The 15,789-nt window shown below is 46.7% G+C and carries 12 protein-coding genes; 8 read left to right on the top strand and 4 right to left on the bottom strand.

Going from position 1 to position 15,789, the window contains the following annotated elements; genetic code table 11:
• Nucleotides 1-234: 234 nt before the first annotated feature.
• The 4 genes from BGP75_RS08100 (at nt 235) to BGP75_RS08085 (ending at nt 4,778) form a co-directional block, all read left to right on the top strand.
• Entirely contained in the window at nt 235-1,074 is an 840-nt protein-coding gene (locus tag BGP75_RS08100; RefSeq protein WP_198939308.1) for a carbohydrate ABC transporter permease, read from the top strand.
• Between the two features lie 28 nt (nt 1,075-1,102).
• Nucleotides 1,103-1,933, top strand: a complete 831-nt coding sequence (locus BGP75_RS08095; RefSeq protein WP_198939307.1) for a carbohydrate ABC transporter permease — start codon at nt 1,103-1,105, stop codon at nt 1,931-1,933.
• Between the two features lie 14 nt (nt 1,934-1,947).
• Nucleotides 1,948-3,048 carry an ABC transporter ATP-binding protein gene (locus BGP75_RS08090; protein WP_076717419.1) on the top strand — a complete coding sequence of 367 codons (1,101 nt, stop codon included), beginning with the start codon at nt 1,948-1,950 and terminating at the stop codon, nt 3,046-3,048.
• A gap of 218 nt (nt 3,049-3,266) precedes the next feature.
• Complete coding sequence (locus tag BGP75_RS08085) at nt 3,267-4,778, top strand: mannitol dehydrogenase family protein (protein ID WP_233152872.1); 1,512 nt, start codon at nt 3,267-3,269, stop codon at nt 4,776-4,778.
• A 65-nt stretch (nt 4,779-4,843) separates the two neighbouring features.
• Here BGP75_RS08085 and BGP75_RS08080 read toward each other — a convergent pair whose 3' ends face one another.
• Entirely contained in the window at nt 4,844-6,037 is a 1,194-nt protein-coding gene (locus BGP75_RS08080) for a benzoate/H(+) symporter BenE family transporter (RefSeq protein ID WP_076717417.1), read from the bottom strand.
• Nucleotides 6,038-6,214: 177 nt separating this feature from the next.
• Between BGP75_RS08080 and BGP75_RS08075 the strand changes: the two genes are divergently transcribed.
• From BGP75_RS08075 to BGP75_RS08060, 4 genes are all read left to right on the top strand, one after another.
• Complete coding sequence (locus BGP75_RS08075; RefSeq protein WP_076717415.1) at nt 6,215-6,784, top strand: helix-turn-helix domain-containing protein; 570 nt, start codon at nt 6,215-6,217, stop codon at nt 6,782-6,784.
• Between the two features lie 311 nt (nt 6,785-7,095).
• Nucleotides 7,096-8,022, top strand: a complete 927-nt coding sequence (locus BGP75_RS08070; RefSeq protein WP_076717412.1) for an ABC transporter substrate binding protein — start codon at nt 7,096-7,098, stop codon at nt 8,020-8,022.
• A 15-nt stretch (nt 8,023-8,037) separates the two neighbouring features.
• Entirely contained in the window at nt 8,038-9,630 is a 1,593-nt protein-coding gene (locus tag BGP75_RS08065) for a HAMP domain-containing sensor histidine kinase (RefSeq protein ID WP_076717410.1), read from the top strand.
• 49 nt (nt 9,631-9,679) lie between these two features.
• A complete protein-coding gene (locus tag BGP75_RS08060) occupies nt 9,680-11,869 on the top strand; it encodes a TonB-dependent siderophore receptor (RefSeq protein ID WP_076717408.1) in 2,190 nt (729 codons plus the stop codon).
• A gap of 68 nt (nt 11,870-11,937) precedes the next feature.
• On the opposite strand, the gene BGP75_RS08055 is transcribed toward BGP75_RS08060, so the two are convergent.
• The 3 genes from BGP75_RS08055 to BGP75_RS08045 form a co-directional block, all read right to left on the bottom strand.
• Complete coding sequence (locus tag BGP75_RS08055) at nt 11,938-12,771, bottom strand: hypothetical protein (protein WP_076717406.1); 834 nt, start codon at nt 12,769-12,771, stop codon at nt 11,938-11,940.
• Nucleotides 12,755-13,570: a citrate/2-methylcitrate synthase gene (locus tag BGP75_RS08050; RefSeq protein WP_076717403.1), complete on the bottom strand. Its 816-nt coding sequence runs from the start codon at nt 13,568-13,570 to the stop codon at nt 12,755-12,757. Before BGP75_RS08050 ends, BGP75_RS08055 begins: the two co-directional genes overlap by 17 nt.
• A 123-nt stretch (nt 13,571-13,693) precedes the next feature.
• On the bottom strand, nt 13,694-15,514 hold the full coding sequence (locus BGP75_RS08045; protein WP_083704705.1) for a thiamine pyrophosphate-binding protein: 1,821 nt from the start codon (nt 15,512-15,514) through the stop codon (nt 13,694-13,696).
• Nucleotides 15,515-15,789: the final 275 nt, after the last annotated feature.

Below are 15,789 nucleotides of genomic sequence, written 5' to 3'. Positions count from 1 at the left end.
TGGCCCTGCTTTCCCCACCGACGGAGTAGTGCCGGAAACAGATCAGTAAGCAATGATTCTCTCAAGCAAATGCCACCAGCAGCCCAACACAAGGTGGCATCTAGAGACTACACTTTCCAGAGATATACCCCTATGAGCCTTTCAACCGTGGAGACCTTATCCTCCAGGACCACTGGTAGCCAGGATGCAAGTATTGTGAGCATTGCCAAGAAGAACGCTCGTGTGAGCCGCTATATGGTATCGCCATCAGTACTGGTGCTGTTGTTATGGATGATTGTACCCCTGTCCATGACTATCTATTTTTCCCTGATCCGCTACAACCTTCTCTATCCCGGTGAAAACGAGTTTGTCGGCTTTGAAAATTATGAGTTTTTCCTGACTGATGAAGGCTTCTTTGCAGGTATGGGAAATACCCTGTTGCTGGTCGGTTTTACACTACTAATCACCGTTGTACTGGGTGTACTGATTTCGGTCCTGGTTAACAAAGCATTCTGGGGCCGAGGAATCGTCCGTGTAATGCTGATTTCCCCCTTTTTTATTATGCCGACAGTTAACGCACTGGTATGGAAGAATTTACTGCTGCATCCGGTATCTGGAGTATTCGCTGCAGTCTGGACATTCTTCGGCGCAGAACCGATCGACTGGTTCACCCATTACCCCTTAACAGCCATTATCATGATTGTTTCCTGGCAATGGCTGCCATTTGCCATCCTGATCCTGATGACTGCTTTGCAGTCTTTGGATCAAGAACAACAAGAAGCGGCTCGCCTGGATGGTGCTGGTCCCTGGGCACTGTTTTATCACATCACTCTGCCGCACCTCGCCCGTCCAATCGCCGTGGTAGTTATGATTGAGACTATCTTTCTGTTGTCAATTTTCGCGGAGATCTTCACTACCACTGGCGGCGGACCGGGTTACGAGACAACCAATCTTGCTTACCTGATTTACAGCCAGGCACTGCTTCAGTTTGACGTTGGCCTGGCCTCTGCTGGCGGGTTGATTGCGGTATTGCTGGCAAATATCGCTGCCTTTTTCTTAGTGCGGATGATCGGCAAAAACCTGACTGAGGCTTGAGGACAATAAGATGATTAACAGCAATATACTGAGTCTGAAAAACAGTCGCAGACTGAACACCCTGATTATCGGAGTATTCGCCTGGACGGTGGCCCTGCTGATTTTTTTTCCGATTTTATGGATGATCCTGACCAGTTTTAAAACAGAAATTGATGCCTTTGCTACTCCACCACAACTGTTCTTTACACCCACGCTGGAGAACTATGCCCTGATCAACGAACGCAGTGATTATTTCCATTTTGCCTGGAACTCGGTGGTTGTTTCTTTTGGCTCGACAATTATTGGTATGTTGATTGCGGTTCCAGCCGCCTATTCCATGGCGTTCTTTGAGACCAGGCGCACTAAATCAACATTGCTCTGGATGCTGTCAACCAAAATGCTGCCCCCGGTAGGCGTATTGGTGCCAATCTACTTACTGTTTAAAGATTTTGGACTGCTGGACACTCGCACTGGACTGACTGTTATTTATACGCTGATAAATCTCCCCATTATGGTATGGATGGCTTACACCTACTTCAAAGAAATACCAAAAGAAGTGCTGGAGGCTGCACGCATGGACGGTGCTACGGTAGCGCAGGAGATATATCGAGTACTGCTACCCATGAGTAAAGGCGGTTTAGCCTCTACTGTACTGTTATCGTTAATTCTCAGTTGGAATGAAGCCTTTTGGTCACTCAATCTGACCGCATCTGCCGCAGCACCGCTAACAGCTTTGATCGCATCCTACTCCAGTCCTGAAGGGTTGTTTTGGGCCAAGCTTTCAGCCGTATCCACTCTTGCCTGCGCACCTATCCTGATTTTCGGTTGGATCAGTCAGAAACAACTGGTTCGTGGTCTGTCCTTCGGCGCCGTTAAATAATTGAGGTTCTCCCCATGTCTAACTTAACCATTAAAAACCTAAAAAAATCCTACGCTGATACCGAAATACTCAAGGGAATCAATCTGGATATTAAAGACCACGAGTTTGTTGTTTTTGTCGGCCCTTCCGGCTGCGGAAAATCAACCTTACTACGCACTATTGCAGGCCTGGAAGAAGCCACTAGTGGTAATATTTATCTCGACGAACGGGAAATTACAGATGTCGCACCGGCAAAGCGGGATCTTGCCATGGTCTTTCAGACCTATGCCCTCTACCCTCACATGACTGTGCGCAAGAATATGTCCTTTGCTCTGGAGCTGGCGGGAACCAATAAGTCAGAAATCGAAACGAAAGTGAATGAAGCGGCACGAATACTGGAACTACAGCCCTTACTCGACCGTAAACCCAAGGAGCTTTCAGGGGGACAACGCCAACGGGTAGCCATTGGTCGGTCTATCGTTCGTCATCCCAAAGTATTTCTTTTTGACGAACCACTTTCCAATCTGGATGCTGCCTTGAGAGTGCAGATGCGACTGGAGCTTGCCCGCCTTCACCACGATCTTAACGCCACTATGATTTATGTGACCCATGATCAGATTGAAGCCATGACCCTTGCTGATAAAGTTGTCGTTTTAAATCAAGGACACATTGAACAGGTTGGCACCCCCATGGAGCTTTACCACCGCCCCGCAAATCAGTTTGTAGCGGGTTTTATGGGGATGCCGAAAATGAGCTTTTTACCCGGTCAAATCATTGCGGGTGATAATAGCGGTCTTCAGGTACAGCTGGCATCAGGCTCAAAACTGGAAGTACCTGTTCGCGCTGAAGGCCTGACCAAAGGGAGTACTATCACCTTAGGTATTCGCCCGGAACATATACAGGTTACGGATCAGCAGGAAGGTCGTTTTAAAGGACGCCTGGATGTCACCGAACACCTGGGCAGCGATACTTTCTGCTATGTTCAAACCAGCGCCAAGGAAACCCTCACCGTCCGTACTCCAGGGGATTTCTCCGGCCGCTTCGGTGATACCGTCGGCTTAAACTTCGATGCCGCGCACTGCCACTTATTTGGCTCGGACGGACGCAGCCTGGAGAGAATTCAATCCAATTTTTAGACTCTGCATCGATAGCTCTAACTATTGAGGCCGTTAAAGTCCCCGCAGAATCCATTTATCGACGGGGATGGTTGCCATAACTTCGCTTGCACAACAGCGGCCCTTTCAGACAATCCTGTGTCCTGCAGCTAGTCAAAAAGCCGATCGCTGCGGGAATTCTGCGTCCGAATGCCGGCACCCAGACTCAAAGCATTCTGACGAGGAGACACACCAATTTAATGGTGAACACCGTGACGTTAAATAACCAGAACCTGTACCAGCTGCACGAATCCATCGTTATACCGCAGTATCAGCGAGATAAACTAAAACAAGGAATAGTCCATATCGGTGTCGGTGGCTTTCACCGCGCCCATCAGGCCGTTTATACCCATCAGTTATTGCAGCAAGGTAGCAGTAACCAATGGGGAATCTGCGGTGTAGGGCTGCGCCCAGCCGATAAGGAGATGCAGAAAACTCTGGAGCAACAGGATTACCTGTACACGTTGCTCGAAATGGGAGGTAGTTCACAGAGCACTGCAAAAGTAATCGGATCGATCTGCAACTTTTTATTCGCACCAGAAAACCCTGAAGCCGTCATTGAGAAGCTTGCCTCCCCGGATACACGAATCGTCTCCCTGACCATTACTGAAGGTGGATACAATATCGATGATCACAATGGAGAATTTAATCGCACCCATCCGGATATTATCCACGACTTGCAACACCCAGATAGCCCGGTCACGGTATTCGGTTTCATTGCTGAAGCGCTCGATAGACGCAAACAACGCCAACTACCACCATTTACGTTAATGTCATGTGACAACGTCCCCCAGAACGGGGACGTAACCCGTCGCGCATTGCTAAGTTACGCAATAATGAGAGACCCTGAGCTTGGAGACTGGATCACCAGTCAGGTCAGCTTTCCAAACAGCATGGTAGATCGCATTACCCCGATGACCCAACCAGAACATAAAAGACTGGTAACACAACAGTATGGGATTGAAGACAACTGGCCTGTTGTCTGCGAGCCCTACATGCAATGGGTGCTGGAGGATAATTTCTGTAATGGACGCCCTACCTGGGAAGAGGTTGGAGTTCAACTCACTGATGATGTGGCACCCTATGAAAAGATGAAAATCCGGCTACTGAACGCCAGCCACTCAGCCATGGCATACCTGGGCTATCTCTGTGGTTTCCGATATACCCACGAGGTCATGAATAACAGCAACCTTGTTCAGTTTATCCGTGATTTCATGGACATAGACGTAACACCATCCCTGGATAAAGTACCGGGTATTGATCTTTCCCTTTACAAAGACACTCTGATAGAACGTTTTTCCAACCGGCAGATTGGTGACCAGTTGACCAGGCTCTGTATGGATGGATCCAGCAAAATACCCAAGTTTTTACTGCCAACGGTAGATTACTTAATACAGAATCAGCTGTCGCTTCAAAGAGTGTCCTTAATTATTGCCAGCTGGGCATTGTTTCTTCATCGTGCCGCGAGTCAGGAGCAGGAGTGCCCAATACAAGACCCCTTAGCAAACGAACTAAAATCAGCAGTTCTTAATCAGGACAACCTTATCTACTCCTTGCTGGGAATAAAAAGCGTGTTTGGCTCCGAATTGCTGCAATCAAAACCTTTTCTGAAAGCTTGCGAACAAAGTCTGGCGCAATTGAATAAACTGACATTATTAAATAATGAGGAGGTTGAACAAACTCTTAACTCCCTGTCCCAATTAAGGGCTTGATACTGATTGTTAAGATCTTAATACTGCTTGTTAAGACCTTAACACTACTCGTTAAGAGCTTGATACTACCTGGCAGGACCTGTCTGCTGAATGGTAGTTGGTTTCGAAAGCCTTCGGTTCAGATGATAGGCGATAAGGCCTATCATCAACCCCCAGAATGCGCTACCAATACCTCCTGCTGTGATTCCCGAAGCAGTGATCAAAAACGTCAACAAAGCAGCTTCACGTCCCTCTTCATCAGCCAAAGATGAAGCAAGGCTGTTGGCAATCGTCCCCAATAAAGCCAACCCTGCAATCGCCATCACCAACTCTTTTGGGAATGCAGCGAATAACCCAGCTACCGTCGCGCCGAACAATCCAGTGAACAGATAGAAAATACCCGCCCAGATGGATGAAAAATAGCGTTTTGAAGCGTCCGGGTCTGCTCCTTTTCCCATGCAGATAGCTGCGGTAATAGCTGCCAGATTAAAGGCAAAGCCACCAAAAGGAGCAAGCAGTAGTCCAGTAAAACCAGTCCAGCCTATTAATGGAGATGCAGGCGTTTGATAACCATTAGCACGCAGTACCGCAATGCCAGGAACATTCTGAGAGGCCATGGTTACAATAAACAAAGGAATGCCGACACCAATTAATACAGGCAAGGAGAAGCTGGGCATCATCAACACCGGCGCAGCCAGTTTCCATTCAAATGCTTCTGATTTTAACAGACCTTGACTGGCGGCAACCAACAACCCGACGATCAACGCTAAAGGAATCACATATCGCGGCAACCACTGGCGAACCAGCAGGTAAGTCCCCAGCATACCGCCCACCAGCAGATATCGGGATTCCAGCGCACCGAACAGATCCAGTCCAAATTGAAGTAACACACCCGCAAGCATTGCTCCCGCCAACGACCGTGGCACATGTTTCATAATTTTCTCAAACCAGCCACTGATCCCACAAAGAGTAATTAACAGCGAACAGAGCAGAAAGGCACCCACCGCTTCATTCATGGAGACGCCTGAAAGACCAGTCACCAGCAACGCAGCCCCCGGTGTCGACCAGGCAGTCAACACCGGATGTCGATAGTATACGGATAGCAGAATACTGCTAAGCCCCATACCGAGACCCAGCGCCCATAACCAGGAGCTGATCTGTGCAGCAGTTGCCCCCGCAGCGGCTGCGGCCTGAAAGATAATTACCGCAGAACTGGTATAGCCCACGATAACGGCAACAAGTCCAGCTGAAAGACGGGAAAGACTCAATAACCCTTTCATGACATTCACCCCTGCGATAGCTGTATATCAGCCTTTTCATGACTTACGTTGGTAACTAACCCGGGCGTGCGTTATAACGCCCAAGATAGACAAGACTAACACCTATGCGTTATAACGCACAAGAAACGATTATAAAATTTCCTCTAGACCCCCGCTTGATCGGAGTAACCGCGACTCATGCAGCAACTGAATCAATACCTTTCTCAGTCATTGAAAGAATTCCGTAAGCAGAAAGGCTGGAGTTTAGACCGAACAGCCAAAGAAACCGGAGTCAGTAAAGCGATGCTGGGACAAATTGAAAGAGGAGAGTCGAGCCCGACTGTTGCAACGCTGTGGAAAATTGCGGGAGGGTTCAATACCTCGCTGTCCAGTTTTCTGGAACCGACGCCTGCTGAGAACCAGGGAACAATTATTCGCTCCGCCACTCAATTGCGTCAAAAACCTGCAAGCGATGCAATGCTGGTTGCCTCACTTTTCCCCTTTGAGCCACGTTTTGGATTCGAAATGTTCGAACTAACTTTATTGCCTGGTTACGAACGACTGTCTGACCCCCACGAAGCAGGAGTTACTGAGCATGTCATCCTGCTAAGCGGTGAAATGGAACTACTCTTAAATAACCGGTGGATTCCACTGACGCAAGGAGCCGCTGTACGCTTTGCCGCAGACAAGCCCCATGGTTATCGAAACCAAACCGAAAAACCAGCAGTGTTTCATAACCTGATTCATTATCAGGATACTTCGCACTAATGGTCCAACTTAACAAAACAACGACTGCTATTTTGTACACCACGGACCGTTTTGTACGCCACAGCCGCTGTCTTCATAAAATAAACATTTCTACTACACAGCTTTAAGTTTGGATTGTCACCTCCAGGTCTTGTAAAATCATCTCGCCAGTAAAGCTACGCTTTCAGAACAATTCAGATAAGAACCGATAGTTCAGGGAATTGTCGTATAATTCTTGTGGCATAGGGCTCTGATCAGTCATAATCATCACTTTATGCAGCCCAATCAAGATACGAAAGTTAACCTAAAACGGAAAGGGTTGAACACTACCGGTGAAATGGAACACTAAGACATACGAATTTCCACTGCTGGCCATTGTCACCTGGCTACTTTGCTACTCTCCTGCTGCTGCGGCGACATTGGCTGTACTGTACCCTGAAGTAAAAGCGCCTTATAAACAGGTTTTTGAACAGATTCTTGATGGTATTGCTTCCCAGCACAATGAACGCTTACTAAAAGTTCCTCTCGGCAAAAAATTTGATAAATCCAGGATTTTAGCTGAAATGGACTCAGATAATGTCGACATGGTTATAACCCTCGGCAGGCGCAGCTTTTCCTTTGTATCGGAACTGAAAGATCGTTATCCATTTGTCAGTGGCGCACTTCCTCTGTCCCCCAACGGGGTATCTGGTGTCAGCTTGATTGCCGATCCTGAGACACTTTTTACTCGACTCAACACGCTGGCTCCCAAAGTACAACGTGTTTTTGTTGTATACACCTCAAGAAACAAATGGCTGATGGAACTGGCCCTCCAGTCTGCTGAATCAAAGAATCTGAAACTGGTTCCTTATGAAGTCAAAGATCTTGCACAGGCCGTTGAAAAATACCGGGAAATATTTAAACAAACGAACAGCTATACGGACTCCATATGGCTGCCACTGGACAAGATAACCGCTAATGAAAAAGTGGTGCTGCCGTTACTGTTGAAAGAAGCCTGGCGGCGCAAAATAGTGCTGTTTTCAAGCAAGCCATCCCACGCAAAGCGCGGTGCACTGTTTTCCATCTACCCCGATAATAAGCGCTCAGGGGTACGGCTGGCGCAAATGGTTCAGGAAATACACCGGCTACAAAACAAACCTGGGGTAGAGCCCATGAAGTACCTGAAGGTAGGTGTGAATTTGCGAACTTCAGCGCACTTGGGCCTGGAGTATAGCCGCGAACAAATGCACTCTTTTTACGCCGTATTTCCCACCCCCTAGCGGCCTATAGAATTTATGTTGATTATAGGACGAAACAAACCGCAGACTCTTCGACGCCAACTGCTTACCTTTCTTCTCCTTTCAATCGCTCTCTTATCCATTTTATCTTCCGTTGTTGGAGCATGGGTCGGTTCAAGCCAATCCCGTTCAATGCTGGTCAACAGTTCTTTGCAAATAGCAGGAAATCTGGCGGAACGCAGTGTGCTTTCTCTAATTACCAGTAGCGAAGAAAATGCAGAAGAAGCCACCTCCCAGGTATTGGGTTTTAGTGATGTCATCGGTGTCGCCATTTTGAATGAGGAACTCACACCACTGCTGATTAAAGGGATATTGGAATTTAATGCCGAAAAGTATATGTCACTGAAAAACAATGATGGCCCTAAATTAGCCGAAGAAGATTCAAAGTCCTGGCGAATTCTGGCCCCGGTCTATTTTCCGGATATTGCGGAAGGCGAGGACGAGTTTGAGATGGAAGCCGGTGATCCCAAAAAAATGGGCTATGTAATTATTAATGTCTCGAAAGAATCCCTTATTGCCTTGTCGGATAACTTATTGGTTTACAACATACTGATAGGAGTAGTAACCGCCGCAACCATGGGAGCGCTTATGAATATTGGTATTGGTCGCCTGACCCAGCCGATATTCAATCTTTCACACCGGATGAAACAGGCACAGGAGAGTGGTGAGCATACATTTGCCCGAATCGAAGGCGCAAAAGAGATTCGTCAGATGGCCGAAAGTTACAACGGAATGATGAAGGTTCTCGAAAAACAAGAAGATGAACTGATCGGAATGAATGTAAGACTTGAATCAGAAGTTGAGATTCGAACAAAAGAACTTATTCAGGCCAGAGATGCGGCCCTGGTCGCGGCACGAACCAAATCGGAATTTTTGGCCAATATCAGTCATGAGTTACGGACCCCACTTCAGGCCGTGATGGGCTATATAGAGCTGGTTAAGGAAGAGCTTGAGTTCGAGGCGATGGACCAGCAGATTGAAGATCTTGAAGAAGCCATGAAGTCCTCACAACGACTGCTAGCCCTTATCGGTTCCATTCTTGATTTAGCCAAAAGCGAATCCGGTAAAATGGAAATGAACCCTCAGGAGACATCCCTGATTGAAGTCATGGATGATCTCACGGCTATTGTTAAACCGCTGGCCGCTGAAAATAATAACCAACTGGTAATTACCCCTCCCCGTTCAAATATAGTCTTTATCGCTGACCGAGAGAAAGTCATGCATGTTTTGTTAAACCTTCTCTCCAATGCCTGTAAATTCACTCATGACGGATCCATTGAATTTACAGTTAAAAAAACCAGCGAGACTCTAAAACTATCTATTTCTGATACAGGTATTGGAATATCCCAGGACCAGCACACTCTTATTTTTGATGAATTCAGACAAGTTGACGGCAGTGTTAAACGCCAATATGGAGGCACAGGGCTAGGGCTTGCAATATCAAAACGATTTGCACAAATGATGGGTGGAAATATTTCAGTTACCAGTAGTTTAGGTAAAGGAGCTTGTTTTACTTTGTCTCTTCCTTTAAATTCATCTGTAAGTTTGGAGGTTGAAAACAAAGGGAGTTTTAGAGAGATCACTCAATAACTATCGATACTCAAGCTAATATCGATACTCAAGCTAATAAAGAGGGATTATGAATATCAGACGGTACTCTTTGACTCTATTCGCTCTGTTTGCGCCCATTCTGTCTTTGCCAGCCCACACTGCGCTCACCGATGCAACTGCGACCAGCGTTAATGACTTCGATGATGGAGAAATTAACGAATTTGAGGAGGGAGATGAGCTCGGCGATTTCTATAGCGGAGAAGAGCTTGTTAGTATTGCCACAGGAACAAGCACTCCGCTGAATAAAGCACCGGCTGTAGCAAGTGTAATTACTCGAAAGCAAATCGAAGCAATGGGTGCAACCCATCTGGATGAAGTATTAGAGAGAGTTCCGGGAATTCATGTATCCCCCTCTAAACTAAGTCGCTTGGATTCCGTGTTCTCCATCAGAGGGCTTCAAACGGGTGTCAATCCACAGGTATTAGTATTACTAAATGGCGTTGAATTTAAATATGTATTCAACGGTGGACTGCCCGATAGTTTTCGCATGCCCATCAGCAATATTAAACGAATTGAGGTAATCAGAGGACCCGGTTCGGCAGTTTATGGTGCAGATGCGTACAGTGGCGTTATTAATATCATCACCAACACCGCAAGCGACAATAAAACAGGTGATGTCGGTATTAGAACAGGAAGCTTCGATAGTCAGGATGTGTGGTTTAGAAAAGGATATGAAAAAGATGATTTTAGTGTTTCGTTCGCTTTTGAAAATCAAACCTCTGATGGTGACAGTGGCCGTGTAATTAACAGCGATCAACAAAGCGCATTTGATGGCTTATTTGGAACCTCGGCTTCCCTGGCTCCAGGTCCTCTTAACACTAACTACGATGTAACAAATATTCACTTGGACTTCGGTTATGGAAACTGGAAGTTGGAAAACTGGTACTGGCAACAGGATTCTGGAGGCCTTGGCCCTGGAGTAGCCCAAGCGTTAGACAATGTAGGATACCAAAATACCAACCTGTTTCGGACAAAACTTGGTTTTCAAGATCAAGTCACATCCAACTGGAATCTGAAAGCAGGTATGTCGTACCAGAAAACAGAAATAGATGCGTCATTTGTCCTATTCCCGGCTGGTGCCACTTTGCCGATAGGTAGTGATGGAAATGCTTTTTCTGGAATACCTGTCGGACCAGTAACGTTCACTGACGGCTACATAGGTAATCCTGGCAGTACGGACCAGACCTTTAAGGCGGAAATTGCAGGTATCTACAGCGGTATTAACGACCACCAAATTCGCGCTGCTACAGGCTGGACCCGACAGGAAATAGAAACACGAGAACACAAGAACTTCGGCCCCGGTGTTATCGACGGCACAGTTTCCGTCATCGACGGGACGTTAACAGATGTTACAGGAACAGAAGATATCTATTTAACTGATCAGGACCGAACCAACTATTACCTGTCACTCCAAGATGAATGGCAGCTAAATAATGACTGGTCGCTGACCGCTGGCGTACGCTGGGATCACTTTTCTGATTTTGGAAACTCCTCAAATCCCCGCATTGCACTGGTTTGGGAAACAAGCCATAACTTAACCAGCAAGTTGCTTTACGGCACCGCCTTTAGAGCCCCTGCCTTTAATGAGCAATATCTGATCAACAATCCTTCAGCGTTAGGAAACCCAGACCTCACACCAGAGGAGATAGAGACAGTAGAGCTTGCTTTCGATTACCGCCCCACCTTTGACACCAGCGTCCAGCTAAGTTTCTTTTATTACGAGGCCACTGATCTGATTGATACGGTAGTTGTGCCCGGCACCTCATCTAAGCAAACAGAGAACAACCGAGATCAGGAGGGGCATGGTGCCGAGATAGAATTCGGCTGGAAGATTTCTGATCACTTAAAACTCTATGCAAATTACGCCTATCAGCATTCCGAAGACTCAACAACAGGTGCTGATATACCCGATGCCCCTCAACACAGCACGTACCTTGACCTGCAGTATACAGTTACCCCCCAGCTATCTACGTCCCTGCAACACTACTGGGTCGGTTCTCGACCTAGAGCAAGCGGTGACACTAGAGAAGAAATAGACGATTATCACTGGGTAAACATGAAGCTGAAATACATACTAGAGAACAATAAACTGCAATTAGCATTGATAGCTAAAAACCTTCTCAACACAAACGCAAGCGAACCATCCAGTGGCTCCATTCCTGATGACTTTCCATTAGAGAGCCGAAGCATTTGGGGGCAGGTATCCTACCGCTTTTAATCTATTGCAGAAATCACACTCGTTTGATTTCTGCAACGAACGACCCGATAAGCTGACCCCCCCCTTAACTACGGGTCAGGTACTTGGCGAGGTTGGGCACCCTGATAATCCATATCCCTGCACTGTTGCGGCAGAAATGCCCCAGGCACTCGATCATATGTATCAAGGTAGCAAGCAGTCACGCCGCTCATAACCAGTAGAGAAAACATCTGGTAAACTTCTTTAGCCGTAAATCCTTGATCTGACAGAAACGCAGACATATAGCCGTTAATATTCATACCTTCATCAAACCGGTCTCGAAGATTTTTCTCTATAGCATAAGCTAAGGACAGGTGTTCCCCTTCTGTAAAGTTAAGCTGCTCAGACACCCTCTCCATTGCTTCAAGTCGCTCATCACCTTTAGCAATAGGTCGAGCATAGCCAACAATATGCGGCTTTCCTCCATGCTTAGCGCATTCTGCATCAACTATAGAATCAACACTCTGGCCGCTTCTTTTTTGTTCCATAGCATTTTGAATAAAGGCAACCCCATCCAGAAGAGGGCGAACACCGTATGTTCTAGAATCTGAGGCCAACGAACCCGCTGCGGTAGCCGCTACTACAGAGGAACCAGCAGTGCCAGCAAGGGCTCCTATCTGATTACACCAGATTCGGGGATCAGGCCAACTCAGGCATATATAGATAGCTTCAACCCAATCAGCTAAGGGTCGTTTCACCATTTTCCCTGTCGCGTTCAAAATCAGAACTTGAAAATAGGATTTTTCACCCACAAGCTCATCCATCATGGAATACCCATGACAAAAAACGCCTTTCCCCGGAAACCATCCACCTGTGCGGCTCTTTACAATACCACGTTGTTCATTCAGGAATTCAATTACGCTGTTTTTAGGATTCAATGACATAGTGATCATCTGCTATAAAAGGCATGGCTGTAATAGGTTTATTAGCCAACTCAAGGCCGTGAGCTAATAGTCCCGGTGCATTAAGAAGCTGAAATAATCCTCCACCAGCACGCGGCTGAAACCCCAAATCCGCAAATACCGCTGCTGCAACACCTGCTCTTAACCAACCAAGATTGTTACTTTGTATCTCATTGGCGAAACTCGCTCCCCAACACACTACAGGCCCAGCGCCGGGAAGTTCGAGTATTGTATTCACCAAATTCTTACTATACGGATCTACAGAACCATATAAACTCCCAAACCCCGGAGCCAAAATTCGGTCACCCTCAGTAGGTGGTTCTGATTCCTTTAGTAATCGGCCCGCTACCTCAGATGGGTCATTACGCCGTTGTTTACGTAGAAATCGAATCCCTTCTTCTATTACACCGGCATCAGCAAACGCTCCTCCCAAAACCATCATCGAAATTGGCAATATATGTAGCGTATCTGTTTTACCTATACCTGCGTTCATTGCAGCACGTGTAGCTGAATGACGAGGCCCCGGATTAATGAGCCCAATCATTAAGGTTTCTAATATTTTACTTTCTTCCGGTGTGGGCAATTCTCCACGAAATAGTAGATAAAAAACGTCGACAAAACTGCGCTTTTCCATCAGCTCAACAAGATCGTATCCATGACACCTGTTTGTATTAGCCAAATACGGGTTATCCGGACAGGGCTCTTCATCCCATATTCGTGTTACCACACGATCAGAAAAGGATTCATTTCGACTCCGGACTTCATCATGCTCATGCTTCATGAGTCAAACCTATATCAAAGTTTTGATTGACTGCGGTACTCCGAACCACTCTTTCGACCTCGTCCTGAAACGATCACAGTTTTCCATAAATGCTCTCGTTATATCGAGTTATTTCAGAATCAGCTAGCTCTTTTTACTGGTAGCCAGTCCTTTTATGCGCTCTCCCATCGGTGGAATTTCCTCGGGATCAATTCGCACATCAATCATGGTTGGTGCCTCTTTGGCGAAAAGCGCTTCAAAATCCAGTGCCATCATTTGCTTGGGAGTTTTAATGGTAATGCCTTCTATACCCATTGCTTCTGCCATATTGGCATAGCTGATCGTTGGAAGTTCATAACCAATCTGTTCCGCCCCCCCCATACGCTGACCGTGTTTTACCATTCCCAAAGCATTGTCATTCAGCACGATCATGACCAGCGGTAGCTGATGCTGTAGGGCTACAGTGATTTCCTGGCCACTCATCAGATAGCTTCCGTCCCCGGTAATGCAGACATGAGGAGCCTTTGGATTAGCTGCGTTGGATCCCACTGACGCACCAATCGCCCAGGCCATCGAACCATATCCCATAGCAATACGATAATAGCCGTTAATATCCTTACGCCGCATAAAATGGGTAGCCCATGACCAGGCATTTCCCGCATCCAAAAATATCCGAGTTTCCTCAGGTAGGTTGTCAGAAAGATAGCTGAAAAATCTCTGAGGTTTCAGCGGAACCATATCGCTGGCAGCTTTTTTCTGCGCTGCTTTGGAAAGCAACTCAGCACCATCATTATCCTCGACCCGATCCCATTTTCGCCCCCAGTTTTTAGCTTCCTGAATCGATTGCGTGAGGTCACTAAACAGAGAGGGGAAATGACCGTATACGTGCAACCGGGCCATAGGAGAGCGGGTGAAATGCTCAATAGTATTGTCGATATGAATCAACTTGTCATTCAGTAGCGTAGACTCCCAACCGCTAGTCCCAAGCTCTCCCAACTGGGCTCCTATTGCAATTAACAGATCATACTTCTGATTCATCACCAATAAACGAGCCTTCTCATGACCAGAGAACCCAAACACACCACTGTAAAGAGGATGACTTTCATCAACCCAGCGCTTTCCCATAGGGCCTGTGATAAAAGGTGCATTTATCTGTTCAGCAAACTCCATGATTTGCTTACTTCCCTGACGGCAACCATCCCCCAGAAATAGAACGATCTTATTGGCGTCAGCTATTTGCGCTTTCAGCTTTTCCATTCCGCTTTTATCGGAGAGAGAAAAATTACCCTTCAAAGCATGAGGTTGAATACTGGGCCCATAAGAGACCTTCATATTTAACAGGTCTGCGGGAACACTGATGTGCACAGGCCCTTTGGGAGTATTATTGGCAGCCATAATCGCAGATATAAGCTTGCTTTCGAGCTGATCAGGATGGGAAACCAGAGTATTAAAGCGGGTGCAGTGTCGCAGCATCCCAACCACATCAATAGCAGAGCAGGAGCTATCCTGAAGTGCCCGTTTGCCAAATTTCGGCAAGGGCGTTTGCGCTGTAATCACCAGCATAGGAATATTATCAGCGTAGGCGCTAGCAACACCAGTGATCAGATTTGTAGCCCCAGGACCTGTGGTTGAACAGCAAACGCCGATAGCGCCGGTTTCTCGCGCGTAGCCGTCTGCCATAAAGGCTGCGCCAGCCTCATGGCGAGAAACAACCATTCGTAAATTGCCGGTCCGTTCAGCGCGGGCGACAGCATCAAAAAAGGGCTCAATCGATCCGCCAGGTACACCGAAGACTCGGGTTATTTCCATACGACTCAGATATTCAACGATCAAATCACCAAAAGTATAATTACCCTTGGTAAAAACATCATTGTTATAATCTTCATCGAAATCTACGATGTTGGCGTCTTCACTTGGTAACAGAGGTCCTTCTACTTTTTTCTCCTTTGATTTCACTACCGTCATAGTTATTCCCGCTTTTTCTTGTTGTATATAGGTAGTTATGTTTTTCAGATCAGGCAACATTCGATGGTATTGCCACCCCCCATTATTTTTGTATTAGTGCCCTCCGGTTATTGACTTAATCTGACCTATAATCAACGATTCATAAAATGCTGCGACCAGTGCTGGTCATCCAGAATACTTAATCTCCAAAGTCTTTTGCGCCTCGAAAAGAATCTTGCCTCACAAACGAAAGCAGAACCCTTTAACAAAACTGACACTGAAGACAAGGCTCTCTT

It is taken from the genome of Motiliproteus sp. MSK22-1, from assembly GCF_001968815.1.
Classification (GTDB): domain Bacteria; phylum Pseudomonadota; class Gammaproteobacteria; order Pseudomonadales; family Balneatricaceae; genus Motiliproteus.
Note: the sequence above shows the minus strand (reverse complement) of the source record. Positions and strands in the feature narration are given on the sequence as shown.

Bases quoted from the DNA above. Each gene is read 5' to 3' on its own strand.
- BGP75_RS08100 (WP_198939308.1), top strand. From the start codon at position 235: ATGGTATCGCCATCAGTACTGGTGCTGTTGTTATGGATGATTGTACCC.
- BGP75_RS08090 (WP_076717419.1), top strand. From the start codon at position 1,948: ATGTCTAACTTAACCATTAAAAACCTAAAAAAATCCTACGCTGATACC.
- BGP75_RS08085 (WP_233152872.1), top strand. From the start codon at position 3,267: ATGGTGAACACCGTGACGTTAAATAACCAGAACCTGTACCAGCTGCAC.
- BGP75_RS08080 (WP_076717417.1), bottom strand. From the start codon at position 6,037: ATGAAAGGGTTATTGAGTCTTTCCCGTCTTTCAGCTGGACTTGTTGCC.
- BGP75_RS08075 (WP_076717415.1), top strand. From the start codon at position 6,215: ATGCAGCAACTGAATCAATACCTTTCTCAGTCATTGAAAGAATTCCGT.
- BGP75_RS08065 (WP_076717410.1), top strand. From the start codon at position 8,038: ATGTTGATTATAGGACGAAACAAACCGCAGACTCTTCGACGCCAACTG.
- BGP75_RS08060 (WP_076717408.1), top strand. From the start codon at position 9,680: ATGAATATCAGACGGTACTCTTTGACTCTATTCGCTCTGTTTGCGCCC.
- BGP75_RS08055 (WP_076717406.1), bottom strand. From the start codon at position 12,771: ATGTCATTGAATCCTAAAAACAGCGTAATTGAATTCCTGAATGAACAA.
- BGP75_RS08050 (WP_076717403.1), bottom strand. From the start codon at position 13,570: ATGAAGCATGAGCATGATGAAGTCCGGAGTCGAAATGAATCCTTTTCT.
- BGP75_RS08045 (WP_083704705.1), bottom strand. From the start codon at position 15,514: ATGACGGTAGTGAAATCAAAGGAGAAAAAAGTAGAAGGACCTCTGTTA.